The organism is Neobacillus niacini, assembly GCF_036961885.1.
GTDB lineage: Bacteria > Bacillota > Bacilli > Bacillales > Cytobacillaceae > Neobacillus > Neobacillus niacini_H.
On the sequence record NZ_JBALNQ010000028.1, the window covers coordinates 1 to 26,605 of the forward strand.

Annotated in this window: 28 protein-coding genes and 2 pseudogenes; 12 read left to right on the plus strand and 18 right to left on the minus strand. The window is 36.6% G+C overall.

Translation table 11 applies throughout. The features are described from left to right. A partial coding sequence (locus tag V7124_RS12955) for a GNAT family N-acetyltransferase (protein ID WP_335489641.1) occupies positions 1-541 on the minus strand: 541 nt, incomplete at its 3' end. A gap of 98 nt (positions 542-639) precedes the next feature. Beyond that, positions 640-1,149 carry a hypothetical protein gene (locus V7124_RS12960; protein ID WP_335489644.1) on the minus strand — a complete coding sequence of 170 codons (510 nt, stop codon included), beginning with the start codon at positions 1,147-1,149 and terminating at the stop codon, positions 640-642. A gap of 412 nt (positions 1,150-1,561) precedes the next feature. Between V7124_RS12960 and V7124_RS12965 the strand changes: the two are divergent. Continuing rightward, a pseudogene (locus tag V7124_RS12965) lies at positions 1,562-2,778 on the plus strand (IS110 family transposase). Positions 2,779-2,931: 153 nt separating this feature from the next. Here V7124_RS12965 and V7124_RS12970 read toward each other — a convergent pair. Continuing rightward, positions 2,932-3,843: a LysR family transcriptional regulator gene (locus V7124_RS12970; RefSeq protein WP_335420234.1), complete on the minus strand. Its 912-nt coding sequence runs from the start codon at positions 3,841-3,843 to the stop codon at positions 2,932-2,934. A 136-nt stretch (positions 3,844-3,979) separates the two neighbouring features. Between V7124_RS12970 and V7124_RS12975 the strand changes: the two genes are divergently transcribed. Together V7124_RS12975 and V7124_RS12980 are read left to right on the plus strand one after the other, a co-directional pair. Beyond that, positions 3,980-4,465 carry a GNAT family N-acetyltransferase gene (locus tag V7124_RS12975; RefSeq protein WP_335420237.1) on the plus strand — a complete coding sequence of 162 codons (486 nt, stop codon included), beginning with the start codon at positions 3,980-3,982 and terminating at the stop codon, positions 4,463-4,465. Positions 4,466-4,607: 142 nt separating this feature from the next. Then, positions 4,608-5,864: an MFS transporter gene (locus V7124_RS12980; RefSeq protein WP_335420240.1), complete on the plus strand. Its 1,257-nt coding sequence runs from the start codon at positions 4,608-4,610 to the stop codon at positions 5,862-5,864. Positions 5,865-6,352: 488 nt separating this feature from the next. Here V7124_RS12980 and V7124_RS12985 read toward each other — a convergent pair. The 3 genes and pseudogenes from V7124_RS12985 to V7124_RS12995 all read right to left on the minus strand — a co-directional run. Continuing rightward, positions 6,353-6,442 (minus strand): annotated as a pseudogene (locus V7124_RS12985) (VOC family protein); the annotation flags it as partial. A gap of 7 nt (positions 6,443-6,449) precedes the next feature. Next, on the minus strand, positions 6,450-6,950 hold the full coding sequence (locus V7124_RS12990; RefSeq protein WP_335418661.1) for an arsinothricin resistance N-acetyltransferase ArsN1 family A: 501 nt from the start codon (positions 6,948-6,950) through the stop codon (positions 6,450-6,452). Positions 6,951-6,982: 32 nt separating this feature from the next. Next, entirely contained in the window at positions 6,983-7,483 is a 501-nt protein-coding gene (locus V7124_RS12995) for a GNAT family N-acetyltransferase (protein ID WP_335418665.1), read from the minus strand. A 220-nt stretch (positions 7,484-7,703) separates the two neighbouring features. Here V7124_RS12995 and V7124_RS13000 point away from each other — a divergent pair, with 220 nt between their 5' ends. From V7124_RS13000 to V7124_RS13015, 4 genes are all read left to right on the plus strand, one after another. After that, positions 7,704-8,327, plus strand: coding sequence for a DUF2238 domain-containing protein (locus tag V7124_RS13000; RefSeq protein ID WP_420489566.1), 624 nt, complete (start codon positions 7,704-7,706; stop codon positions 8,325-8,327). 415 nt (positions 8,328-8,742) lie between these two features. Beyond that, positions 8,743-10,743, plus strand: coding sequence for a bifunctional 2',3'-cyclic-nucleotide 2'-phosphodiesterase/3'-nucleotidase (locus tag V7124_RS13005; protein WP_420490532.1), 2,001 nt, complete (start codon positions 8,743-8,745; stop codon positions 10,741-10,743). A 238-nt stretch (positions 10,744-10,981) separates the two neighbouring features. After that, a complete protein-coding gene (locus tag V7124_RS13010) occupies positions 10,982-11,548 on the plus strand; it encodes a permease (RefSeq protein ID WP_335489647.1) in 567 nt (188 codons plus the stop codon). Between the two features lie 329 nt (positions 11,549-11,877). Then, positions 11,878-12,261 (plus strand): YkvA family protein, encoded by a 384-nt coding sequence (locus V7124_RS13015; RefSeq protein ID WP_335418677.1) that lies wholly within the window; start codon positions 11,878-11,880, stop codon positions 12,259-12,261. 124 nt (positions 12,262-12,385) lie between these two features. Here V7124_RS13015 and V7124_RS13020 read toward each other — a convergent pair whose 3' ends face one another. Beyond that, positions 12,386-12,832: a DUF5412 family protein gene (locus tag V7124_RS13020; protein ID WP_335418680.1), complete on the minus strand. Its 447-nt coding sequence runs from the start codon at positions 12,830-12,832 to the stop codon at positions 12,386-12,388. Positions 12,833-12,975: 143 nt separating this feature from the next. Beyond that, positions 12,976-13,521, minus strand: coding sequence for a 2'-5' RNA ligase family protein (locus V7124_RS13025; protein ID WP_335418683.1), 546 nt, complete (start codon positions 13,519-13,521; stop codon positions 12,976-12,978). A 368-nt stretch (positions 13,522-13,889) separates the two neighbouring features. Here V7124_RS13025 and V7124_RS13030 point away from each other — a divergent pair, with 368 nt between their 5' ends. Continuing rightward, positions 13,890-14,462: a DapH/DapD/GlmU-related protein gene (locus V7124_RS13030; RefSeq protein WP_335418685.1), complete on the plus strand. Its 573-nt coding sequence runs from the start codon at positions 13,890-13,892 to the stop codon at positions 14,460-14,462. Between the two features lie 520 nt (positions 14,463-14,982). On the opposite strand, the gene V7124_RS13035 is transcribed toward V7124_RS13030, so the two are convergent. The 8 genes from V7124_RS13035 to V7124_RS13075 all read right to left on the minus strand — a co-directional run bounded on the left by V7124_RS13035 (position 14,983) and on the right by V7124_RS13075 (position 21,118). Continuing rightward, complete coding sequence (locus tag V7124_RS13035; protein ID WP_335489650.1) at positions 14,983-15,201, minus strand: hypothetical protein; 219 nt, start codon at positions 15,199-15,201, stop codon at positions 14,983-14,985. A gap of 663 nt (positions 15,202-15,864) precedes the next feature. Continuing rightward, positions 15,865-16,785: a DNA/RNA non-specific endonuclease gene (locus V7124_RS13040; protein ID WP_335418688.1), complete on the minus strand. Its 921-nt coding sequence runs from the start codon at positions 16,783-16,785 to the stop codon at positions 15,865-15,867. 436 nt (positions 16,786-17,221) lie between these two features. Next, the gene (locus V7124_RS13045; RefSeq protein ID WP_335489653.1) at positions 17,222-17,416 is read right to left on the minus strand and encodes a hypothetical protein; all 195 of its coding nucleotides are present in this window, start codon (positions 17,414-17,416) and stop codon (positions 17,222-17,224) included. A 28-nt stretch (positions 17,417-17,444) separates the two neighbouring features. Beyond that, positions 17,445-17,762: a hypothetical protein gene (locus tag V7124_RS13050; protein ID WP_335489656.1), complete on the minus strand. Its 318-nt coding sequence runs from the start codon at positions 17,760-17,762 to the stop codon at positions 17,445-17,447. Positions 17,763-17,945: 183 nt separating this feature from the next. Further along, a complete protein-coding gene (locus V7124_RS13055; protein ID WP_335489659.1) occupies positions 17,946-18,485 on the minus strand; it encodes a DUF2812 domain-containing protein in 540 nt (179 codons plus the stop codon). Continuing rightward, positions 18,482-18,823: a PadR family transcriptional regulator gene (locus V7124_RS13060; RefSeq protein ID WP_335418711.1), complete on the minus strand. Its 342-nt coding sequence runs from the start codon at positions 18,821-18,823 to the stop codon at positions 18,482-18,484. Before V7124_RS13060 ends, V7124_RS13055 begins: the two co-directional genes overlap by 4 nt. A 289-nt stretch (positions 18,824-19,112) precedes the next feature. Then, positions 19,113-19,496 carry a VOC family protein gene (locus tag V7124_RS13065; protein ID WP_335489662.1) on the minus strand — a complete coding sequence of 128 codons (384 nt, stop codon included), beginning with the start codon at positions 19,494-19,496 and terminating at the stop codon, positions 19,113-19,115. A 335-nt stretch (positions 19,497-19,831) separates the two neighbouring features. Continuing rightward, positions 19,832-21,118, minus strand: a complete 1,287-nt coding sequence (locus V7124_RS13075) for a glycosyltransferase family 2 protein (protein ID WP_335489665.1) — start codon at positions 21,116-21,118, stop codon at positions 19,832-19,834. A 421-nt stretch (positions 21,119-21,539) separates the two neighbouring features. Between V7124_RS13075 and V7124_RS13080 the strand changes: the two genes are divergently transcribed. Further along, positions 21,540-21,701 carry a hypothetical protein gene (locus V7124_RS13080; RefSeq protein WP_335489668.1) on the plus strand — a complete coding sequence of 54 codons (162 nt, stop codon included), beginning with the start codon at positions 21,540-21,542 and terminating at the stop codon, positions 21,699-21,701. A 107-nt stretch (positions 21,702-21,808) separates the two neighbouring features. After that, positions 21,809-22,552 (plus strand): SDR family NAD(P)-dependent oxidoreductase, encoded by a 744-nt coding sequence (locus V7124_RS13085; protein WP_335489670.1) that lies wholly within the window; start codon positions 21,809-21,811, stop codon positions 22,550-22,552. 163 nt (positions 22,553-22,715) lie between these two features. Here the strand turns inward: V7124_RS13085 and V7124_RS13090 are convergent, their stop codons facing one another. Then, on the minus strand, positions 22,716-24,212 hold the full coding sequence (locus tag V7124_RS13090) for an RNA-guided endonuclease InsQ/TnpB family protein (RefSeq protein WP_335489673.1): 1,497 nt from the start codon (positions 24,210-24,212) through the stop codon (positions 22,716-22,718). Between the two features lie 674 nt (positions 24,213-24,886). Here V7124_RS13090 and V7124_RS13095 point away from each other — a divergent pair. Together V7124_RS13095 and V7124_RS13100 are read left to right on the plus strand one after the other, a co-directional pair. Then, positions 24,887-25,606, plus strand: coding sequence for a conserved phage C-terminal domain-containing protein (locus V7124_RS13095; protein ID WP_335489677.1), 720 nt, complete (start codon positions 24,887-24,889; stop codon positions 25,604-25,606). Continuing rightward, a complete protein-coding gene (locus tag V7124_RS13100) occupies positions 25,599-25,859 on the plus strand; it encodes a replicative helicase loader/inhibitor (protein ID WP_335489680.1) in 261 nt (86 codons plus the stop codon). Before V7124_RS13095 ends, V7124_RS13100 begins: the two co-directional genes overlap by 8 nt. Positions 25,860-26,053: 194 nt before the next feature. On the opposite strand, the gene V7124_RS13105 is transcribed toward V7124_RS13100, so the two are convergent. After that, positions 26,054-26,428, minus strand: coding sequence for a nuclear transport factor 2 family protein (locus V7124_RS13105; protein WP_335418741.1), 375 nt, complete (start codon positions 26,426-26,428; stop codon positions 26,054-26,056). Positions 26,429-26,605: the final 177 nt, after the last annotated feature.

Sequence of the window (26,605 nt, forward strand, 5' to 3'; positions counted from 1 at the left end):
CATTAAACCTTCCCATAATTACGGTATTATAATATTTTCCATCTGATAGTAGCTTATCCTTCTTTAATATTCCTTCTTCTTCAAAACCATAGTTTTTATAGAGCTGTATGGCTTTTTTATTTGTTTCGAGTACATTCAAAGTAATTTTCTTAATTTCATTTGAATCAGCCCATCTAATTGTTTCTTTTAAGAAGTTTGTTCCAATGCCATATCCCCAGAAATCTTTTAGTACACAAACACCAAACTCAACTTTATGAGACATTCTTTTCAACTGATTGCCTTCACACCTTGAGAAGCCAACAATCCTTCGGTTTGCTTCGCAAACTAAAAAAAGATTATGGACACTTTCTGTATCTTTTTTGATTAGTTGTTTAAAACCTATTTCATCTATGTACGCTTCACCTTTTTCTCTATCCATATTTTCTGTTTCGCCATCTATCTGCAATCGTATTTCAGACAAGTTTTTCGCATCATTCTCTTTGGCAGACCTTATAGTATAACTTAAATTACGAATATCAAATTCTATTAGATTTACTCGCATTACAAACTCCTCCTTTATTAAACTATCCTGCGACGTTAGCACAAGAAGGCAACTGCCCTATTGGACAATCGCACCCGTTAGCGATAGAAGAATAAAGCTTATTCTTTAACTTCGTAAACCAATATATCAAATAATTTGCCATCAATATAAACTAACAATGCCCATTTCCCTACTTCTAGTAAGACAACATTCGAAGGCAAACTCGCATCTGCCCCTTCGATTTTGCCACCACCAACACCATCTTTCGACCAAACGCCATCACTTAAAACTGGAGTTATTTTTGAAGTATCTTTATTGTAACCTACAACTGTAAGTTCACCTTGATCAATTCCCCAAAAATGCCACAACCACTTTTCAACTTTATTAGGTTTTAATTCTGCACCTATAATTCCAACTTTATTTTTATTGCCAACCATATCATCTCTGGTACCTGTATCAAATTCGGTAACGGTTCTATTCCAATCTACCTTTTCAAAATCACTTTTTTGAACAAAATCAGGTAAATCTTCAGGCAGAGCCAATTTACTATCAACTGTTTCGTTTGTAGAGCAACCTACAAGCAAAAAAAACACACTTAAAAAAATAAATGCCACAGACTTTATTCTCAAAAAATCCTCCCCCTAAAACAAATTATAAATTACTGATAATCCTAACAATTCGACATAAACACTACTAACCCTTTTACAAGTAAACTGCCCCGTTAGTCGAATAAGAAAAAGGCTGCAATTGAAGCAGCCAGATCTTTAAGGAAAGCACCCCGTTAGCCATCCATGAATCGCTAAAAACCAGCTCTTCACCACAAAGAATGAAAATGGATTGAATCCGTCCATACTTGTTCTAAGGCTGGGAGAGGAAGGTCGATGAACTATGGTGCCATAGAGCCCATCCGTTAGTCTGACTCCAACGACCACGGTGCACCACAAACTGTCGCTCCCTTACGGGAAGCACTCATGGTAGATTAATCCTAATTCTGATTGTTGCACTAGCCTCCAATTTACAAGCCTAGAAAGGAAGATTTCAATGGATGTAATCATTGAAAGAGCGTGTGGTTTGGATGTCCATAAGGACAATATCACCGCATGCATTATGACGAAAGAAGGAAAGGAGATACAAACGTTTTCTACTAAGACTGTTTTTCTCTTAAAGTTAATGGACTGGATTAAGGAGAATAGGTGTACTCACGTAGCGATGGAAAGCACAAGTGTTTATTGGAAACCGATCGTGAATTTATTAGAGTCTGAAGGAATCGAGTTTTTAGTGGTGAATGCTCAACATATGAAGGCTCTCCCAGGGCGTAAAACGGATGTTAAAGATGCAGAATGGATTGCCCAACTTCTTCGCTACGGACTACTAAAAGCTAGTTTCATTCCCAATCGAAACCAACGAGAACTACGGGAACTTGTACGCTATCGCCGAAGTATCATTGAAGAACGTGCCAGACAACATAATCGGATTCAAAAGGTTTTAGAAGGATCTAATATCAAACTAGGTTCTGTTGTATCTGATATTATGGGCGTTTCGTCTAAGGATATGCTTCGAGCAATCGCAGATGGTGAAGATGATCCTGAAAAACTAGCAAACTTCGCTCGTCGTACAATGAAAAAGAAAAAAGAAGAACTTGAATTGGCACTTCAGGGCTATGTTAACCCACACCAACGCTTAATGTTAAAAACAATTTTAACTCACATTGATTTTCTAACTGAGCAAATTGAAATGTTAGATCAAGAGATAGCTCAAAGAGTAGGTTCTTATCAAGAAGATATAGAACGACTCGATTCCATTCCTGGGGTCGCCACGCGAATGGCTGAACAAATCTTAGCTGAAATTGGTACGGACGTTGGAAACCAATTCCCAACTGCCGCACATTTATGTTCATGGGCAGCCATGTACCTGGACACAATGAGAGCGCAGGTAAAAGGAAATCTAGCAGATCTAAAAAAGGAAATAAGTATTTAAGATCTGCATTAACAGAAGCAGCTCAATCAGTAAGAGGGTCAAAAAACTATCTCGGTGCACTGTATAGACGCACAGCTGGACGAAAAGGAAAGAAAAAGGCAGCAATTGTAGTCGCCCATGCGATATTGCGAATCGCATATTACCTTCTAACCCGAAAAGAAATGTATGTCGACTTAGGCGAAGATTATTTCGATAAACAAAGACAGGTATCTATTGTACGCCATTCAGTTCGAAGACTAGAAAACTTAGGTTATACCGTAACAATTACCGAAGCATCCTAATCCATTATTCGTAGTCCCTAAACACCTTGATCAGGCGCCCTGCTCTTTTTTTAAAAAGTGAATGAGCTGCGTCTATTTAAGTATTGCCATTTATCGTATCTCACAGAAGTTAATTTTCATGGTAGTTTAAGTTTAAAACTTCACATTCTCAACTTAACAAGTATTCTCCTCACATGACCAGTCTCTTGCGTGTTTCAAGGTAATATCTATAAAACTTGATAATGCAGGGGAAACCCATTTATTTTTGTGATAAAGGACTTGGGAGAAAATCTGTTTAAAGCCACCAACGCAGGGAATAATTTTTAACCTTCCTGCCTTGACTTCATCATTTACTGTCATTAAAGGTAAATATGCAATACCAAGCCCACTCATTACACAACGTTTCATCGCCTCTATACTCCAAAGTTCCATCGTGTGGGAAGGTACAATTTCCCGTTCTCCAAGGTATTCTTCAAACACCATTCTATAACTGCATTCTTTCTCGTTGACAATCAAACATTCGCTTATTTTTTGATTCTCATATCTTTCATCTAATATATTTAGCGAACAGTCAGGGCTTCCAACAAGGACGATACGTTCATCCAACATGGAATGGACGATTAAATCAGAATCCTGCAACTGTGGTAACATGACAAATGAAACATCCGCACTACCATTAAGGATTGCTCTTTTGTTATCTCCGCACGTAGCATTACTTAGACTAATACTTACATGAGGAAACTTCTTTCTATATTCACGTAATATCGGTTCTAAACGATATACAGTTAAGGATTCAGGAGCAGCTATCTTTATCTCACCTCGAACATCCTTCTCTTCAATTGCAAGGTTTTCAATTTTACCGTAGGTTTCTAATATCTCTTGAGAATAGTGCAACAACTTCTTACCAACATCGGTCAATATTACTTTTCTACCCATCCTATCAAACACAGGTACACCTATCTGTTGTTCAAGTGCCTGAATATGGGAAGTCACCGTTGATTGTGTGTAACCTAAATGTTCTGCTGCTTGTGTGAAGCTACCCGTTTCAATGATCTTTTTAAACGTAACAAAATGGCGTATCTCCATCACATCACCCACTTTTATTTTATTCTTATATGTATAGTATCAAAAAAATCGATGGGTAGCTTCACAAATTTCAATTTTACTAATAATTAGTCACGAGTTATTGTTAAAGAAAATACAAAATGGGAGAGTAATTAAAATGATTACAGTTTACGATGATAGATATAAAGAAGAGGTCATTAAACTAATATTGCATGTACAGAATGCCGAATATAAAGTAGGTATTACTCTCGAAGAACAACTAGACATTCTAGACATTCATTCGAATTATATAAATGATGGTGGTAATTTTTGGATAGCTTTAAATGATAAAGGAGAAGTTGTAGGTACTATTGGTTTGCAAAGGAAAAACAAAGAGGTTGCCGTGTTAAAGAAATTTTTCGTCTATAAAGATTACCGTGGTAAAGAGATGGGGATAGGAACTAGTCTTTACGAAGCATTACTTGATTTTGCGAAAAAACAAGGGTTTTCTAAGATAATTTTGGATACCCCATCTAAAGCCACTAGGTCACACGCTTTCTATAAAAAGGTTGGATTTAAGGAGATTGATAAAGAGCACTTACCAATTCAATATGATTACCCTGATAGAGATTCATTAATTTTTGAATTGCCCTTATCCAAATAAGAATATTGAACTTTTGAGATAGAAACGATTAAATAGCTACCTGGAATTTAAAGTATCAAGGAATGAAATAAACTCCTTGGGGATTATATGCATTTTACTTAAGTGAACTTTATGGAAAGATCCAGAAAATGAGGGGTTGAGTTTGAAAAGTATACATTATAGCTGGTTTATTCTAGCCATAACATTTTTCTCCATTATTGTAGCAGGAATTGTCATGTCATCATCAGGGGTTTTCATAGACCCCTTAGAAAATGAATTTGGCTGGGATCGCTCTATTATTGCACTTGCTTTTGCAACAAGTCTTTTTTTATATGGTATATCAGGACCGTTTATGGCAGCGTTATTAGAAGTGATTGGGTTAAAAAAAATGATGATTATTTCAATGGCAACTTTGCTGACAGGTATAATACTAACCTTCATTATGAATCAATCATGGCAGATGATCATCATTTGGGGCGTTATTATTGGACTGGGAGCAAGTCTTTTTTTAACGGTAGTAAGTCCATATGTGGCGAACCATTGGTTTGAGAAAAGAAGAGGTCTTGCAGTCGGAATATTAACGGCAAGTACCGCGACAGGTCAGTTAATTCTTCTTCCAGTATTAGCGACCATAATCAATAATTATTCGTGGCGTTGGGCTATTGGTTTAATTATGATACTTTGTTTCATTATGCTTATCATAATCCTTTTATTTATGAAAAACACACCAAAGGATGTTGGGATTCTTCGATATGGACTTGAAGAAGAATTACAAGAAAGAACTAAAGGAGAAAAGGAAAATCCTATTGTATTAGCCTTCAATGGTTTATTAGAAGCTGTGAGAGTGAAAGAATTTTGGTTATTAGCTGGTAGTTTCTTTATTTGTGGGCTTTCCACTAATGGTTTAATTGGTACCCATTTTGTTTCGTATTGTATAAGTTTTGGAGTACCTTTAGTTACAGCAGCTTCGTTTCTTTCGTTTATGGGCATTTTTAATCTAGTAGGAACGACCCTGTCTGGTTGGCTATCTGATCGTTTCGATAATCGATGGCTATTACTTTGGTACTACGGTTTAAGAGGAGCTTCTCTTGTGTTACTTCCATATGCATTAATTGAAGGTTCAATGACTATGCTTGTTATTTTCACTGTGTTTTATGGATTAGATTGGATTGCAACTGTTCCACCTACTATTAGTATCTCAAGACAAATTTTTGGGTCTAAAAAAAGTGGGATAATATACGGTTGGATTTTCGCATCTCATCAGGCAGGAGCTGCAATAGCTGCATATGGTGGGGGTCTAATCTATAAATTTTTCAACACTTATACTTGGGCATTCTTCCTGGCTGGAGTTTTCTGTTTATTAGCAAGTTTATTTGTTATTATTATTAAAAAACAACATTCAAATCAATTAACTATATAACAACTCGTAGAGAGTAAAAACAGTTACAACTTCAAAATTCTAATGCCAAATTTCTAGGTGATGCCACAAGAAATTTGGCATTTTTCATTTTGGATTCACTAAAATTGTATTCTGGATTTTCCTAGCTTTCCGTAATTATCTTTTTTCTTCTTCAACTAAACTGCGTCGTTAGCTTAAGAACATCTTTTCACAAACTTTCCAATATCTATAATATGATTTTAACATTAATATCCAATAGCTTCTTGATTGCAACACAATTCACTCACTAAATCACAAAGAATTCGCACACCCTCCAATAATTATTTCATACCCTGTGATTTACTATTTGAATTAGGGAGAAACGGACGAAAGAAATTCGTCGAAATGTTGATAAATCAATAAAAAACGCACTGTGAATTATATTGTGAATTCAAGTGTGTTTTACTATGTTTGCACCTCTGAAGTAAACCCGTTAAAATTGTTTTAAACTAGGCCTTTTCGTGCCTCGGTTACTGTTGGATGATTTGAATAAGGTTACCGCATGTATCATCGAAGACAGCAATGGTGACTTCGGCCATTTTTGTCGGCACCATGGTAAACTTCAGGTTAGCCCAATATTTTTTCCATTGCCATTACATCAACAAATTCACCGTCTAACTTTCCTTGGTTTTGAAACACACCAACTTCGCGGTACCCCATTTTCCGGTATAATCCTTGCCCTAATTGATTAAATGGAAAGGTAAAGAGGACAATTTTATGAAAGCTATTGGCAATTGCCGACGATTCAATTTCAGCAAGCAGTTGTTTTCCCAAACCTTTCCCTCTATAGTTCCTTGCAATGTAAACGGAAAGATCCGCGACACCGTCATACGCACAGCGGTTACTGTATGGATTTAGTGATGCCCATCCTGCTACCTTCCCATCCTGTTCCAACACCAAGACCCTATACCGACTTTGATGCCTTTCAAACCATTCCTTCATAAAGGAGTAATCCTTTGTTTTTTCCTCAAGTGTTGCAATTCTGTCTTCTATCCCCTGGTTGTAGATTTCAAGTATTGCTTTGATATCGGACTCCACTGCCTGTCTAATAATATTGCCGGTTTTCATGGTACCACTTCCCCTAACAAAACTAAACGAGCTTATAATAACTTAGACATTAAATATTCGTTAAAAAATTCATCATCAACCATCAACGATTTTCTTTTTATTCCTTCTACTTCAAATCCACTTTTTTTATATAAAGCTATTCCAGCTTTATTTTTAGTAACAACTGTAAGTTCTAATCTTGAAATAGAAGAATCTATTGCCCACTCTTCTAAACGTTGAAATAGACTTGTACCTATACCACGTCCTCTGTAATCTTCTAAAATACCAATCACAAGATAGGCAGAGTGCTTTGTTCTCTTTACGCTGCCACCAATGGCTATCAAATAGCCAACCAACTTTCCTTTTTCTTGTTCTGCAACAAATATCGTTGAATTACTTTGTTGTTTGATATGTTCTAATTGTTTACGTTGTTGTTCTGGAGTGGTTTTTCTTTCACCTGCGCCCATAAGCATAAACTCAGCCTCAGATTCAACGCGCTTTACTAAACTAATAAAAACTTCAGCATCTTCATGTTGTACCTCTCTAATTAACATAAAATCCCCCTGTCCATAACATACCTAATATTTTGCTTGTTTTCGAACTTTTTAACCGATTTAGAGACATTTCCCCCTTATGAGATTTTCATAATTTAACTTTCACATCTGTTTATATCAAGCATGTACTCGTATTTATTTGCCCAATTCTACCTCCTTCTATATTTTTTATAGGTTTAGCAAATACTGAATATATCTTGTTTTCTATGGGGTGATTTAGGTGTCACATAAAAAAGGTAGTTGGGTCCACCTTTTCTTGTTATTAATAGTTATACTTGTTCTAATTTGGTCCTTGATAAAACCTGTAGAAGGGTATGGGGTCTTGTTGATGGAGATTTCACCATCCGTTTTGGTTTTATTATTCTTGATAGCAAGATACAATCATTTTCGCTTTACCACTGTTTCCTATGTCATCATTGCCCTTCTTGTTATTTTAACATTTATTGGAGGGCATTATTCTTATGCCAAAGTCCCTCTCTTTACATGGATCAAAGATTACTTTGATTTAAAAAGAAACGATTATGATCGGTTTGGTCATTTTCTTAAGGGACTTATGGTCATCGTTATCATTGAGCTTTTAGTAAGGAAAACCGCCTTACTGAAAAGTAAAACGACAAATTTCATTGCTGTATGCATAGTCCTAGCAATCGGTGCACTATACGAAATCATTGAGTGGTTAAGTACAAAACTAGGGCATGAAGGGAAATCCACTAAAGATTTTCTAGGCATGCAAGGGGACATATGGGACTCCCAGAAGGACATGGCCCTATTACTAGTGGGTTCCATTCTTTCACTTTTTTTCATAAAGATCCTTTATAAAGGTTTAGATAAATCTAGACAATGAGTTGGTACTATAATAAGCGGAGCGTTCCCGGTTAGATGAAGAATTGAGCTCTTTTTGGACTAAATAAGGGGAGGTTTTCCGATTATCCAAGGGAAAATCCCCCTTTTTCACGTATTACGAATCAATAGACGGAATCTCTCCGTCTACTTAAGCTGTTTTTATCTAAATTCCTAATTAAGCGAATTCTTTCCGACTATTTTATATGAACGAGTGCTTAACCTGATACCCAATAATGTATACACAATCACCAAGGCTGACTTGTCAGCTGCACATTGCAGGAATTTAGACCCAATTATTTACACGAAGTTTACGAACTTTTAAGAATATTCCAGCCTATCAGCACATTTATGTATTGGAACTTCTCTATATAATTTATATTGGTTTGATACAAAACAATAATAAGGAGTTGTTTCCATTGAAAAAAACGTTCGTTCAAGCAGGTAAAAGATTAGCAGCAACTACTATGGCATTATCCGTCTTAGCCGCTCCCCTTTCGTATCATACTGTGATGGCTGCTAAGCCCGATCAGACTGGAAAACACGAGGTATCATTAAGGATTCTTGGAACGACAGATCTCCACACCAATATTTATAACTATGATTATTATAAAGATGCTGGGACGCTGGAATTTGGTCTTGCCAAAACAGCTTCCCTGATCAAAGAAGCGAGGGAAGAAACGAAAAACACGCTTCTCTTTGACAATGGTGACTTGATTCAAGGAAACCCGCTTGGCGATTATAAAGCAAGAGTGGACAAGCTTGAGGAGGGAGAACTTCATCCTGTCTTTCAAGCAATGAAACAATTAGACTATGATGCAGCAACGGTTGGCAACCATGAGTTTAATTACGGACTGGAGTTCCTTGATGAAGTATTGGACGATGCGCCAATGCCTTATGTTAGTGCCAATGTGTTCAAGGATGATCACGATAACGACCCATCCAATGATGAACATTACTTCAAACCTTATACTATTTTAAAGAAGAAAGTAGTAGATGACAGAGGGAAAACACAAGTGATTAAAGTTGGCGTAGTCGGGGCTGTCGCTCCGCAAATCACTCAATGGGATAAAGCCCATCTCGCTGATAAAGTGAACACGAAGGATATTATAAAATCTGTCGAAGCGCAAATCCCGAAAATGAAAGAAGAAGGTGCTGATCTAATTATTGCCCTGGCCCACACTGGAATTGGCGATGAAAAAGTCAGTGAGATGGAGGAGAATGCCGCCTACGACCTGACAAAGGTAGATGGCATCGATGCGATAATTTCCGGTCATAGCCATTCCACATTCCCAGGAAACTATGGGACTCTTCCGGGAGTAGACACGGAAAAAGGGACGATCAACGGGGTACCTGTTGTAATGGCAGGAAGCTGGGGAAGCCACCTTGGTGTCATTGATTTAAAAATTGCGAAAGAAAAAGGGAAATGGCTGGTTAAAGATTCTGAGTCAGAATTACGTGCTATTTATGATAAGACAACGATAACAAGCCTGGCAGAGCCTGATATCGCAGTATTAGAAGCTGTTAAAGAAGCACACGAAGAAACCATTAAGTATATCCGCCAGCCGGTGGGAACAACGACAGCAGATATTCACAGCTATTTTGCTCTTGCTCAGGATGACCCTTCCATCCAGATTGTAACAAACGCTCAAAAGTGGTATGTGGAGAAAAAAGTGAAGGGTACCTCTGATGAGAACCTGCCCATTCTTTCTGCAGGTGCACCATTTAAAGCAGGCTTCAGAGGCGACTATACGTATATTCCTGCAGGAACGATTGCAATTAAAAATGTGGCAGACCTTTATCTTTATCCAAACACGGTTGCTGCCATTAAAATTACCGGTGCGGATGTAAAAGAATGGCTTGAAATGTCCGCGGGGCAGTTTAATCAAATTGACCCAACTTCAGATAAAGAGCAGCCATTAATTAATAATAGCTATCCAACCTATAACTACGACGTGATAGATGGGGTAACGTATGAAATTGATGTAACAGTACCGGCTAAGTATGACAGAAATGGCAACCTTGTTCATGCTGAAGCAAATCGTATTAAAAATTTACAGTACAACGGACAGCCGATTGATCTTGAACAGGAATTCCTTGTTGCGACAAATAACTACCGTGCAGGAGGCAATTTCCCTGGAGTCAGAAATCAAACAGCAGTCGAAATGTACCCAGATGAAAACCGCCAGGCGATTATTGATTATATTCAGGAACAACAAACCATTGACACGTCTGCGGATGAAAACTGGACCTTTGCCCCTGTTGCTAATGAAGTAAAGGTTGTATTTGAATCTTCTCTAGACGCACAAAATGCGATTTCACCTAAAAGTGGGATTAAATTTATCGGCGAAAACGCAAACGGATCTGGCAAGTATTCTTTGAAACTGCCAGTTGCCGAATCACAGCTGATTTTGAAATAGCCGAGTCAAAATGCGATTAGTAGTTAATTAGAAGAGTACCTGGTAACCGGGTACTCTTTTCTTCTGTAGATAATCCATATCAGAAACCTCTAAAGCATCTTTACTACCCATATTTTTCCCCATTGTTATAATTTTGTAAATTTACATTTACTTTATATTACTATCATCATTTAACCCTTATAATTTTAATGTCAGATGATCTTTAATTTAAACTAGCTTATTTAAGGAGGATGTTAATATGTTTGCTGGTCACTTTGGAGTTGCTGCTATAATAAAAAGTAAAACCCCTGAACTACCACTTTGGTCACTATTGGTCAGCACACAATTGCTTGATATTGCGTTTATTCCATTTAGTTTAGATGGAATAGAGACAATGGAACCAATTGGTGAAGGTGGCTATGGAAAGATGATAATTCATGCATTCTACACTCATTCATTCGTTGGGGCATTATTATTAAGCATTGTAGCAGCGTGTCTTACTGGAGGTTTTTGGGGTAAAAAATCAGGAATTATTATAGGCTTAGTTGCTTTTAGCCATTGGATTCTCGATTTATTTGTTCATCGACCAGATATGCCAATCCTTCCTGGAAATATAGGTAACTTTCCGCTTCTTGGTTTCGGTCTATGGGAATATGTTTCTGTTAGTATCCTTATAGAATTTCTTTTAATTGCAGCTGGGTCCTTTTTTTATTTTAGATATGCAATCCAGACGTCTAGTCCTAAATTCAGTGGAAAAGGCATAGCAGCTGGATTCGCAATGATTCTCTTTCTGTTTCTTTCTTTAGGGATAGATGCTTTTTTATAAGGGTTGTTTTCTGCGAAGACTCAGCACAAATATAAAAAAACTACAATTCTTATTTCAGAATTGCGCTCAATTAGGTTGATGACCAAAAACTCGCTCATTTTTGTGGACTTGATTTACTTGTTAAAGTGACCAAGATGATGATTAGAAATACAAACGGTCTCGACTTCGATAAAAAAATCAGGCGACTATTTAGATTCAAACGCATTGAGTCAATTAATTCGATGAGTTTGATATTTTAGGGTAAGGCAAAGTGGCAGGCGGTTAGTGTAACAAACAAAATCCCTTTTGTTATAATAAAGGCAAAATCTTAATGTTATTAGGAGATACTAATGTTTAAAAAAATTAAGGCTTGGGCGAAAAATTTAAAACGTCAGATATTTATTCTTTATTATGCTTATAAAGATGACCGCGTACCTTGGTACGCAAAAGTATTTACTGCTTGTATTGTCGCTTATGCATTCAGTCCGATTGACCTAATACCAGATTTCATACCCATTCTTGGCTATTTAGATGATGTAATTCTTCTTCCATTAGGGATAATGTTAGCATTGAAGATGATTCCGAAAGATGTATTACCTGACTGTGAAGTTAAAGCAGAAGAACTGTTGAGAAATGGTAAGCCGAAGAATTGGGTAGGCGGTTCAATCATAATATTGATTTGGGTTGTAATTACGGTTTGGGTTGTTATGAAAATTTATCCACACTACAGCTAACGGGTAGCTTTATCATAATAATAAAAAGCCTAAAATATTTAAGTTTTATACAAAATTTGAATTTCTTAGGCTTATTACATCAAAATACGGTAAAACTGCTTCGTTAATTGAACAAAAAGAATCATTAATTTTGATAACAAATTTCATAGTCACCCTTCATTATCCAACTATCACAAGCTCGTCCTCTCTCATCATAAATTTCTTTTCCGATCTCTAACTCTATACTTCTATCTGATTCAGGATATTCAGGTCCTTCGTCATTCCTTATATAAATAGTGTTTTCATCTCTCCATTCCATTTCAAAGTTACTCTTTCCATCGCCATAATATATAGTGCTAATTTTGTTCATCTCATTACTTGTAATTTCTACCCATACATTAGCTCCACCAGGTGCACCGCCATAATTTTTATAATAAGAATTAGCTGTATATTTTCCAGTTGGAGATTCAACTGGTCCTTTGAAATAAATACCTTGACCAAGGCTATCAAATGAAAAGAAATATTTTTTATATCCTATTACCACTAAGATTGCAGCAAAAATTATAATAAGTATTTTATATCTTTTCCGCAAAGAATCATCTCCTCGCCTAAATATTAGTAACAACACAAGAATCCCTTTTTTACTTTCTTGTTTAACTCGCCCACCGTTAGCAGAATAAAAATTGCCGCTGGATTTTTAATTAATTCACCCAATAATTGTAGAAGGATATTATATTATTTTATTTCATAACTAGAAAGCAACTCAACACGTCCATTGTTTTTAAATTCAACTAATGCAAGATTTGAAATTGTTTGTTTAAATGAGGGCAAATAATCTTTATATCTCTTTTTAAAATCATTGAAACCCGTCTCAGATAAATCATCCATTGCAAGTGTTATATGTGGAACCCAGTTTTCAGGTGTATAAAACTCAAACAAATCCTTGCAGTACTCTGCCAAGGATTTGTTTATTTTCTTATGTAATTCAAGTAGTCCATCAGTTTTATTCACTTTCAAATAAACCACCTTTGAAGGAGCTTCAAAAAAGCCAAAACCCTCTACTATAACTTCAAAGGGAGAAAGTGCTGCACAAAGATTCGACAATTCATCTTTTAGTGAATCAATATTTGAACATCTACCGGCTTGAAATCCTAAGTTTGGATGATCAAACGATTGAACTCCAATAGAATTGTATTCTGTTTCAAATACATTCCAATAACGTAAAACTTCATCTCTTTCAATTCCAGTCATTATTGAAGCGATACCAATGGTTACTGTCATTTTACACCCACTCCCAAACACCCATTTAATAATTTTAGCATACTTATTACACTTAACGGCCAGATAGTTTAAGTAGAAAACTTGACAATTTTTGCTTTATAATGAGAAATAGGGCAATGCAATCCACTTATTTAACAAGGTACGGTGGAAGTCATACAGAGTTTTTCGGGGGTACGAAAAGTTACAACTGGATTCATTCCCAACTTAGAAGTTGGTTAAGGATCCTCTTGTTGAATTAGAATGTTTGCTTCAGGAAATTCTTAAAACAAGGCTAGACACTTATTAGAGACGGGACCTATTATTAATTTGATTTCAGATTAGAAATGTTTTTGATGTACTCATAAAGTCATATATATAGGAGGATACAAATGGATATTCATGATTTCTTAGAGTATTTGAACCAAGGTAAAGTAGTTGAGGGCGGTTCGGAAATACATCAGATGATGCATAAAGTCTCACAGGAAGCATTGAAATTAACTTCCGAGCTAAACGGACAATATCATACCCCTGAAGGAATTCGGGAACTGTTTTCTCTGTTGATAGGTAAGAACGTAGATAATACTTTTGCTATGTTCCCTCCTTTTTATACGGACTGTGGGAAGAACATCACTGTCGGTAAAAACATTTTTATCAATTCGGGCTGCCGTTTTCAGGATCAGGGCGGCATTACAATTGATGATGGAGTTCTTATCGGGCACAATGTCGTGCTGGCGACCCTAAATCATGATATTAATCCGAAAAATCGCAGCACCATGCATCCTGCACCAATTGTAATCGGTAAAAATGTCTGGATTGGAGCAAATGCCACTGTCATACCTGGTGTGACCATCGGTGATGGGTCCATCATTGCTGCGGGTGCAGTTGTGACCAAGGATGTTCCTGCAAATGTCATTGTCGGTGGAGTGCCTGCTAAAATTATCAAAAATATTGAAACCGATTAAGGGTAATCCTTCGGTTTTTTAGTCGATTTTTCGTCATCTTCCTACTAAGGAGGATGATTTTCCACCTTTGTTAGGAAACTCACTTAAACTACCCCCGTTTATTCAAAGTTATGAAGGCACGAGAATCCGTAAGCAAGTTCCTTTATATCAGTAGTTAACGCCTTTGCCTAGAGAAATTTTTGTTTTAATTCCTTTTTGGAACACCTTTTTTCCCGTTAAAAGAACTCGGTGAAAATCCCCGTCCACTTCAATGATCACCTTTTATCACGACTGATTGCTAATCAGCCTTATAGCTTCAAGTTTTATAACCTGCCGCGTTAGTAAAAAAGCGACTGCTCTAATGAACAATCGCCCCGTTAGTGGAATAAGGACCCATCCAAATAAAAATTAAGAAAACGCTCTAACCTAATTCGTGATTGGAGTCATTAGTAGATTATTACTTAAAATACATGTAAAGATTTATCCTTAGATAGTTTAAAACCGCTAAGACATCGCTCCAGGGTTATATACTTTTTGTAGGTTAACAACAGCCGTGATGGAATCCATGGTGGTGATGGTGGAAAGGATAGCCTCCATAACCCATGCCCATGCCATAACCAGGATAACCTCCATATCCCATACCATAGCCAGGATAGCCCCCATAACCCATGCCCATGCCATAACCAGGATAACCTCCGTATCCCATACCGTAACCAGGATAGCCTCCATAACCCATACCGCCAATGAATTGTCTTTCCATTTTTTATCTCCTCCTCAAATTGTTTCAAAAATAGTATATGTGTCCATGTTTAAAGAGGAATAGACGTTTACCTATTACACGTGTTGTCTTGGCTGTTATTTTACATATAGTTATATTAATGTAATACTGATCAGGAAATATTAGATGAATTCTACGACTTACTGTCTTCTTCAATAACCTGCCCAGTTAGTACAATAACCTCAACAAAAAAGGCACTTTTCCTTCTTGAAGGTAAGCACCATAAAGTCTCTGTTATTGTTCAGTATTTTTACCTTTTTCTTTTGATTGGTTATATCCAATGCATTTTAAAAATCCTTTCCTTGTTATTTTAAAACGCTTATGAGAATTTATTATAGTAAAACGGGGCGTTGTCTCCATAACTGTTAGTCCCAATCAACAATTCTTTCATACAGCTTAAGAAAAGACCATTCTCCTTCTTTAAGGATAACCCTCTTTAGTTCAATAAGAAATGCGATACCTCTTTACTGAAGTATCGCACCGCGTTTGTGAAAAATAATTATATTTTTCACCATACAAATTTAAATGATATTACCATTCACTTCAGTTGTTCCTGTACAGACACCCATTCGCAAATTGTTATAAATCGTCCCAACGAGGAAAATGTTCTTTCGTTCATTTATTTTGCCTCAAAGTGCTAGGGGATTACTCACCTACCATACCGTCATTATCATTATCACGCATATAGGGGTATAACCAATGATCCCTCGTTATTGGCATACTGAAACCTGCTGCTTTTGCTTCTTTAATCGTCACCTGTCCGTTACCGTTTGTATCAACACTAGAAATATCACTGCTTGTGCTTGAACTAGTTGAATCGGAAGGTTCACTGCCTGTTAAACCGAGTGATGCGTTTACTTCATCAGGGTTCACATTGTCAAATTTATCAACGATCTCGTTACCCATTAAAGTATAGGTATACTGATAACTTGAAGGAATCTGCGTTTCCGTATTCGGATATGTGATTATTGCTTCAAACTTAGTGGCTCCACCTGCGCTACGGATCACTTCTTCCATATAAGCTTGATCACCATGTCGGTTGAGCGTACTATCTTGTGGGGTAATATTATAAGCATTCGATACCCCTCCGAGAGAATCAGCAATGATATGTCCTTCATCTAAAACGTCACTTTCGACACCAGGAACCTTTGCCTCATCAGAGTAGTATCTGCCAGACGATAGTACAGGTTCATTACGGTCATCTTGTAGAATTATTTCGTCAGCAATGACACGTACTAGTTGCCCGTATTCATTAGTAAATGCCCAATATTCACGGTCCCCATAACCAATGTCCACGACGACGTTAGGTTCACGATATCCAGACAAATCACCACCATCAACTTCAATAAGTTTGTATCCTGAGAACAGTCCATTATTTGGTTGGGTTGGTGTTTCCCCTACTACTTGTTCATCAGCGGTTGTAACAGTTTCTTTTTTTGTTTCATCTGTGGTTACTTCTTGTATATCTGTTTCTAAATCTGTATTGGATGCATCTTCTACGTTGGTACAACCAACTATAAAGATAGTCATTAAAAATAAGACTAAATAGTTCATTTTCTTTTTCATTTTAGGATTCTCCTATAATAGTTTTATATTGTTCATTCTAAAAAAAATCTCGGAATGTTAAGATAGACGTTATTAACCTATTGATATAGTATATTCCAAGATTAACTTTATTTCAGTAGATACTTTTTCCAAGTGTCCAGTATTTAATTTCAATAAAGGCTTGTACAGTTTCAAATACAACTCGAATAATGCAATTAATCTATATCATAAGGAAAGGAGTTATATAAACTTTCCTTTATCGCTTATAGTTCTTTATAAATACGCACTTATCTATATTAATAACCACCAAATCAATTATCAAGACTATATTTCACTTTACCACTCTTTGTTCCACTATTCTGCCCCGCTACTTCAATAAGAAATGGCATTACCTCATTGTGGAAGTAATGCACCCTTTTGTTTAATAAATAAGTTTTAAATTCGTAAGGTTTAATCTTTATCTTTTTTTCTTTACTCCTGATGCAATAAGTACACCTATAAGACCCGCTATGCATATAGTAAAAACGTGGCCCCAGTCTACTTCTCCCCATAGGCTTATAATAAATCCAGCTACTATTACACCAATAACCCAAAAAAGCCCAAATTTTAATGAATACAAAATAATCCCCCCTAAAGCATTTTTGGTAAACAATCCTCCTCCGTTAGCACAACAAGACCCCTTATGCTTTAACATTTGATTTTATATTTTCAACAATTACGAGTAAAAAATATAAAAGAATAAATGCGAAAGAAATGCCCAAATATAATTCGAATTTTGATAAAAACATTTCTTTTGTCCAACCATCTTCTGGCAATAAAAATGCAGCTAAAAAATTGGAGATTCCTATGCCATCATTCACTTCAGGAATTAAACTTGTTGTGTAATTTTGACCTAAAGCAACACTTGAAAGAATTGCGAATGATATCATTGGTATTACTGCTTGAGACATTTTCATTTTTCTCTTTGAAATAAAAACTCCTGCTATAATTCCGTACAACAATATAATGAAAACCATAAAATCCCTCCCTAATTCCCTTAAAGTTAGTACGATTTATATTCCTAAAAGTTCCAATTATAAATTGTTCTAACCTCCGTTAGTTCAACAAGAACAATCATGGTATTAGCATCATCATTCTTAACATAGTTCCCCATTAGCTGAAATCAACCGATATAGCAGCAGTTATTCCTTGCGTAATTTCCATAATTTATATTGAAAAGATAGGTATGGCAGACCTGTAAAGATAAGAATGATGAGCGAAATCATCCCTAATACCCCAAAAAAGATCCCGATACTATCAGGTACCCATCCCCAATTACTACTGACACTAAGTAACCAAAGGACAACCGTAGAAATTAAGGCTGGAAGAGCAGCCTTCCCCATATTGTTCTTTTCTCGTTCATATTTTTCAACAGTAGTTGGTCTGTCTGAATAGATTGGTTTGGTTCCTGCAGGGGCACTAAATATATGAATTTCATTTCCTGAAGAACATACGTGTATCCATCCAGCAGCTTCAAAGAGTGCAAAGTACTCATCATCGGCTTCCTTTTGATAATCTAGTGAATACTCAATGTCCTGACTTTCCTCTTTTCTTAATTTGTATCCCAGCCCAGCAAATTTTTCTAAAATCCATCCCTCTTTTGCGAATTTGGCAAGCTTTTTCATTTCCTTCTCTTCAAAAAAAGCTAAACCACCATTAGAAATATATTTAACCTTTTTCATAACAACTGCTCCCCCTTTCTTTTAAATACTTCTTCTGCCTGTAATACCATTTCCCGTCTTCGCTTTACTTCCTTTTTCAAAAGTTCAATGCCATTTTCTGTTGCTATATAGGTTTTTCTCTTTGGATCGTGATCATCAAACAGTTGAATTAATTCAGCAGCTAACAATTTCTTGATTGTGGTATACATCGAGGCAGGTCCAACCGAAAATCGCTGTTCTGTCATTTCCTCAATGGTTTGCATTATAAGGTATCCATGCTTCGCATCGACCAGAGACAATAAAATATAGTAAGCTGTGTCGGTTAGTTCACCCATTTCTAATGAGACATTTCTCCCCATGATATTCCTCCTCTTTATATCACTAAACGATATATCATTAAATATAATGTATCATTTAATGATATAAGAGTCAACAGCTCTATATATGCCTTAAAATAAATTTCGGAAAAAAACTCCAATATAGAAAAGTTCATAACTATTAATTAAGCAGAAATCTAGACTATAAAAAATTAACCCTGTCCTAAAAAGCAGGACAGGGTTAACATGATGTTGATTAATTTTTGATAAAAACTTTACCTAACTTACAACTCCCATAATTTGTTTTAAACTAGTCTTTTTTGCGCCTCAGTTACTGTTGGATGATTTGAATAAGGTTGCCGCATGTATCGTCGAAGACAGCTATTGTGACTTCGCCCATTTTTGTCGGCTCCATAGTAAACTTCACGCCGTTTTCCAGTAATCGTTTGTACTCTTCATGAATATCTGCAACGCCAAACATCGTTGCTGGGATGCCATCGGCAACTATTTTCCTTTGGAATTCCTTTGCTGCAGGATGATCATTCGGTTCGAGCAAAAGCTCCGTGCCTTCTTGAGCATTGGGAGAAACAAGTGTAATCCACCTGTATTTCCCCATGGGAATGTCATGCTTTTTTACGAATCCCAGCTTTTCTGTATAAAATTCCAATGCCCTGTCCTGATCTTCTACGAACAAACTAGTAACAATAATTTTCATTATGTATTGCCTCCTTTGATATTTTGTGATGGCGGAAATCCGGACTCGTGTACCTACGCAATGCTTTGCGTACATCCCCAGATGCAACTGTTTGCAAAAATGAAACGGCTTTCTCTTTTATAGAATTTATCATGTCAAAACCATCCTTACAAATTTTTTAAAACAAACGCTATTTAAAGTGACCGTCAGGAAACTTATCCAAAGCAAGATTCAAGACGATGGTATGTTAAAAAAGCGCCCATAAATTAACGGCTTAAGCGGTAAATTTAAAGAGGATAGCAAATAAGCTATCCTCTTAATTACCCCTTGACACTAACTGATTTTAACTTGCACCACTATCGAACATCATCAAGAGATTTCACTACCGTATGGGTAATTGGCTTCCATTCAACATCCTTAAACAAGGCCACAACAGAAATCGGAATATAGGTAAACATAAACAACGGAAAAGTAAGAGTATAAGCAATTTTTTTCCAGGCAGCACAATGGATTTTTCTCCACTCTGTCAAGGTAGTGATGAAACCAATTATAAACAGGATTACATAATACCAACCGATGGATTTTAGCATGGCCATAGATGTTAGGTGAATAATTTCTTTTCCACCGAATAGGTCAAAAAAACCTGCTAAGTAGAATAATCCATTCACCAAAATACTAATACAAGAAACAAGCATGGCTGGCATGATTGTCATGGTCATATCATAGCATGAGAATCGATTACGTTTCCCGCGAAAAATATTCCCGATTAAATTTCTGCCAAATTTAGCAAAGACTTGATAAAAACCTTTTGCCCAACGTAATCGTTGATGCCATGACTGATTAAAGGTAACAGGTTGCTCATCATAAAGCAAAGCACTTCTGCAATATCCGAACTTTTCTCCTTTTAGGATCTGAGAAACGGAAAACTCGATGTCCTCTGTAAGGAGATGGTGGATCCAACCTCCATTGGCTTTGATCAAATCACTATGTACGAGAAATCCCGTTCCAGAAATCGCACAGCTAGAGTTAAGGACCATTCTTGGAAGATTAAGATATTCAGCTTCATGTAAGAACCAGAGTGCATATCCAGCAGAAATCCAATTCTGGTCGTAGTTCTTGGAGTTGCGATAACTTGTGATGACCCTATATCCTTGATTAAAGGTTTTGTTCATCTCACTTATATAATTCTCATCAAGAAGGTTGTCGGCATCGAACACAAAATAGCCATCATACTGTTTAGACGCATATTCACTTTCGATGATTTTGATCATATGATCGAGGGCATATCCCTTTCCAATCTGAACCTTATTGAAACGCTCCCTAACAATAGCCCCTGCTTCCCTCGCTACTTGGGCGGTATTGTCCGTACAGTTGTCTGCCACAACGAAAATATCAATCATTTCCTTAGGATACTTCTGGTTCTTAATGCTTTTAATCAGTTGTCCAATGACAAGCTCTTCATTTCGAGCTGCGATGATCACTGCGTATTTGTTTGTAAAACCATTCTCTATTCCCAGCTTATTTTTCCATTTTGCTTTGAATGCAACAAACAGGTACACTACCTGGTACGAATACATCAATGCAAATAATAAGAACATGAGAAGATTAAAATTATCAATAAAAGTTGATAAAGTGATTTCCACCCTGATACCCCCACGATGTTATCATTATATTTTTATATTCTTCGGTTGCATTTCCAATGACTCAAATGGTCAAAGCAGCGATCCTGAATTAAGTTTCCTACATTAAAATTACGTTGCTGGGTCAAACGAATTCCAAAGTAAATCAGAAAGCTCTGTTAAGTTATTCCCCCCATCCGATTCATACTGATTTTATGTCCCAGACAAAAGGGCATCCAAGGACTGGTAATAACCCCTAAGAATTAATTTTATAACACATATTAAAATCTTAGATTAAGATACTGTTAAACCTAAGTAAATTTTTGGTATATGAGTATCCCAATATCTAAGCTTGGGGGACAGGGCCTTTTTAACTCATTCTTTTTTTAACCCAATAAAAAATTACGCCATTTAGAATTGAAAGATTTCCGAAAGGATAGAATAAATGTTTGAAGTTACCTTCGGAAAAATGTTACCTGATCAATTTCTAAGTTGGTCACAAACTGGATATGAATGGGTGTCTGAAGAAATTTATGGTGCTGATTTTTACACACTGCTTACAAGGAAATTACCTCGACTTCAAGACTCTCAAATTGACAGTAATTAATATTGGGTTTAAAATAACATTGTTCACACAAAAGTCACAATTGCTTTAAGGGTTAAATTAAATTTATTAGGGAAAATATAATGTAAATCTTCAAGGAGGAATTCAACATGGGTAAATTAGATGGTAAAGTAGCAATTATCACTGGTGCAGCACAAGGTATGGGTGCAATGCATGCACGAAAATTCGTTGAAGAAGGCGCGAAAGTAGTAATTACAGACTTAAATATCGAAGGTGCACAAAGCTTAGCAGATGAACTTGGGGAAAATGCACTTGCCCTTAAATTAGATGTTTCAAACGAAGAAAACTGGATTGAAGTTGTTGCAAAGACGGAAGAAAAATTTGGGCCTGTTACTGTATTAGTTAACAACGCAGGTATTGGTATTTTCAAAACGTTAGAAGAATTAACAGTAAAAGATTTCGAATTAACCTTCAAAGTAGATGAACTAGGTGTCTTCTTAGGTATGCAAAAAGTTTTTCCTTCAATGAAAAAAGCAGGTGTGGGTTCGATCGTAAACATCTCTTCAGTAGATGGTTTAGTAAGTGCTCCAACAGCAATTGCATATAGTGCTTCAAAACATGCTGTAACAGGTATGACAAAAGGTGCTGCTACAGAACTTGGACAATATAATATCCGTGTAAACTCAGTTCACCCTGGTATCATTAAAACTCCAATGGCTGAACAAGGTGATGTTGCAGAATACTTAAAACAATTAGAACAAGATATTCCTTTACGACGTCGTGCAGAAGTAGAAGAAGTATCAAACTTAGTCATTTACTTAGCTTCTGATGATTCAAGCTATTCAACAGGTGCTCAATTCGTAGTTGATGGTGGTATGATTTCAGACTTATAATTAAAATCTAGATATAGCCCTCAACTTCTTTTAGTTGGGGGTTATTTGTTTTTAACTGAACAACTTAATGAGTATCCCCATTGCTAAAGCAAGGGGTTTCGAAAGAATAGTCTTTAAGAGCACCATTGTCTATTCGTGGGCTACCACAAGTCCCGCTAGTACATCAGGCCGAAGCCTTCAGCTTTGCATGGCAATTTTTCACGATGATGATTTTCTGTGGAGATTGAAGGATTTGATTCCTTTCAAGTTTTTCAAATGCATTCTTTACATGTTTACGCACAATATTAAAGGCGCCATTTACATCCGCATGGATTAGAACTTTTGAGCCCTTAATTTTGTAAAAGGCTCTAGTGCTTCGATACCCACTAAAAATAGTTTCGTGTTCTTCTCCGAATGTCGGAATGGGGTCATGATTTAGAAAACTAGATTTTGAGGTGTAACTTTCTTCCCTATCAATGACTTGTATCCCTTTTCGCTCGGCTTTGTATCGAACCATACCAATGAAAGTCGCATAGGGAATTTGGATGAAGGTCTGCTTATTTGCCTTTTGCATATCAACCTCTAATTTCCAGCCAACATTCCTGCCAATGATAATCGTATCGATTTTTCTTTCTAACGCAATATCCACCACTTTAGCGCTAGCTTTATGCAAAAAATCCATGACCCGATTATTTCTTTTTCGATCTAACGAAATCATTCGGTTCGTGGTAAATATCCCTTCTTTTGGACCTTTTCCATTTCGTATGATGCTCATGTACTTTCCCTTTAATTTGTTATAGTATTGATTGATTGATTTTAACCCTGTGCCCTTGATAAGCAGAGGCTTCAGCCCCGTATTATCGACGATAGTTGCCAGGTTATCAACTCCTAAATCAATACCTATTACTCGTTTAGGTTCAAAAATCAATTCATTCATTTGCTTGTCAGACCGTTGGATTTCCTTGTCTTGATTTCCTTTAAATACGACTTCTACTACATAGCGACCATAGGACGGGACAATTCGAACCTGTTGGAGTTTTCCTTCAGATTGAGCCACCTTTCCCACGTTTAACTGTAAATGAGTTCCAGGTAATTTAAGAACATTTCCTTCTTTAATCATTGTTATTTGATTGGTTAAATAACACGTGGTTCTTCCATTCTTCTGTTTATATTTTGGTATCTTTGGCTTCCCGGAAAAGCTGGCAGGATTGATTTTATATTTCTTAGAGGCTTCGAAGAAACTTTTCCAATCGTCATACACTTTTTTCATCGTTTGTTGATTGGACTGGGAGGGCATAGAAGTGTAATCTACTTGTTTCATCACTTTAAATAAGGCTTCTACAAGGCCATATCCAATAAATGATTTCTCAAGATGGGGCATTTCAAATAGCTTCAATTTTGTATCTATTACTTTGCCATATTTGTCTACTTGCTTTGTTTTCGCCTTCGCTTTTTCATAACTTTTCTGGCGAATCTCATTCATTTTAGGTAAATGTGATTCAATATCCATTAGAACCTGAAGTTGATTTTCGTTTCTCGTTTCCTTTTTTAGAGCAGTATAAACTTGTCGAATATAGTAATTGGTAATGTTATACAAATTTTTCGATTTAAAACACAGAGTATCACAGTATTCAAACAAATCATGGTCCGGATGTATTTGTATTTTATAAGCACTATACATTTCGTTCACCTCCCTCGCTAAGAACAAACGTTCCATTTGTAATTTTATTATACCAAATCGTTTAATAGAAAGTATAGTTAAAGCCCTTATTTTATTACCAAAAATGAACAAAAAACAGCTTATATCCCCATATCTAAAGATAGGGGTTTTACGCTGCATTTTGATAATTATAAGTTAAGAATTAGTAACAGATGATTTATATGTTATTTGCGGAAGATTATCTTATTGAAATCGATCAAATTTACAAAAACCCCTAACTTAGTTTTTCTTATTTTGTTCATTGCACCGGTTGCTCAATGACGGGCAGGATGGTTTCTGAGGGCATTTTTGACCGAGGGAACATTAACGATTTGGATCCTTCATTAACGAAAAATGACCAAGCAGATTTGATCATCCTGACGTTTAGATTGGTTCATATTAACACATAGAGATACTCCGATTGACCCAAGCAATACCATAGATTCCTTCATAAGAGTACTTCAGAGAAAAAGATAATCTATCACTCTTCCATTTCATTTTCCATCATGTAAAATTTTTTTTACATTAGCATGTCCTTTTTAGGGTTTTATTTCTATATTACAGATTGAAGGGACTTAAACCAATCGGAGGGCTACTCGTGTCTAACGACCGCACCAGGGTTCCTTTATAAAAAGTTCTACAAAGGAGAGGTTCTAATGAGTAGGGTGTTAATTAATGAAAGTCCGGTCATGATTATTCCTAGTTTGGCCACTAAGATTGGTTTAAATGAGGCAGTGGTGTTGCAGCAACTTCATTTTTGGCTTGGTATCAGTAAGCATGAGGATATTATAGGGAGAACCTGGGTTTACAATTCATATGAGGAGTGGCAGAAGCAGCTGCCATTTTGGTCAGTGAGTACGATTAAACGGACTATTCGGTCGTTAGAAATGCTCGGGTTAGTGCTATCGGATAATTTTAACCAGATGAAAATGGATAAGACAAAATGGTACAGCATTGACTATGAAAAGGTGCAGAAGCTTGAAGCTAGCGTAGGCGAGCACGAAGTTACACCTATAGAGGAAAATGCATCTGAGGAAGGTATGGAGAAAACGGAGGAAGCTGCTATCCTTTCTACCGTAAAAAATGAGATCCCCTATACAGAAATTATCAGTTATTTGAATGAGAAGACTGGAAAGAAGTTCAGACTCGGTTCTATTAAAACGAGGCAACTGATTCATGCCAGGTATGGAGAAGGTTTTACGCTTGAGGATTTTACTAGAGTCATCGATTTGAAGTCAGCGGAATGGCAGTCTGACTCTGCTTGGAATAAGTTCCTACGGCCAGAGACATTGTTTGGGTCAAAATTCGAATCCTATCTCAACCAGCAAGAAGGCAAGAAGAGAATGACTGTGGAGGATTTTAACTTAGATGACTAAGAAAGAGCTTTATACGTTGATGGACCTAATTCAAGCCTATTATGAAAAGTTTCATTTTGATCAAAATATGCTGGATGCCTGGTATATGGTTCTACAAAAATATTCCTATGAAAAAGTGCATGTGAATCTATTGAAATTTGTGGTAGATTCACCGTATCCGCCGAAGATTAGTGATTTGGTTCAGAATACACCGTGGGGCCGCGATATTCCTAGTGGGTTTGAATTAGATATGAGTGCAGGAGAATCAGATTGATAAAAATGAGGACCAATGGATTGTAAGTCCAACCTATAAAGCATGAAAAAAATTCAATCAAACGTTTAATTAGTTCTTCAGACCAGTAGTACCAAGGCTTCAGCGTAAACTAATCAATCGTTTGATTAGTTTACCAGCCGATTCAATTAAACGTTTGATTAGTTTTTACCTGAATGTAACAGCCAAATCCTACATCAGAAAGCGCCATTCTCATTGGGAGAATTCTCAGGTATCCGCTGACCCACATCCCATAGTTCGACGATGAGGTCGTTATGAAAGCGGAAAATATGAACCACAGCGATCCCAAGATCATCTTGATTTTGCTTTACATGGGAGTGAACCGCAACCATATCACCCTCTCCGATGACATGTTTCACCTCAAGGACTTTGTGAGGGTTCTGGTTGGCGTCCTCTTCCATTGCGAGCATAAGAGATTCAGGATCTCCAGGAAAAAAGGGATTGTGATGGCGGAAATCTGGACTCGTGTACCTATGGTATGCTTCGCGTACATCCCCCGATGCAACCAGTTCCAAGAACGAAACAGCCCTGTCTTTTATAGAATTTATCATTTCAGTATCATCCTCTCACATTTTTTCCAAACAAAAGCAAAGAATATGAAACTTAAAATTTTTTAAACGCCAGTATTTCTTGCTATCCGCCAGTATTTTCAGCCATCCGCCAGTATTTCTCGCCATCCGCAACTAATTCTCGCCATCCGCAACTAATTAACGCCATCCGCAACTAAT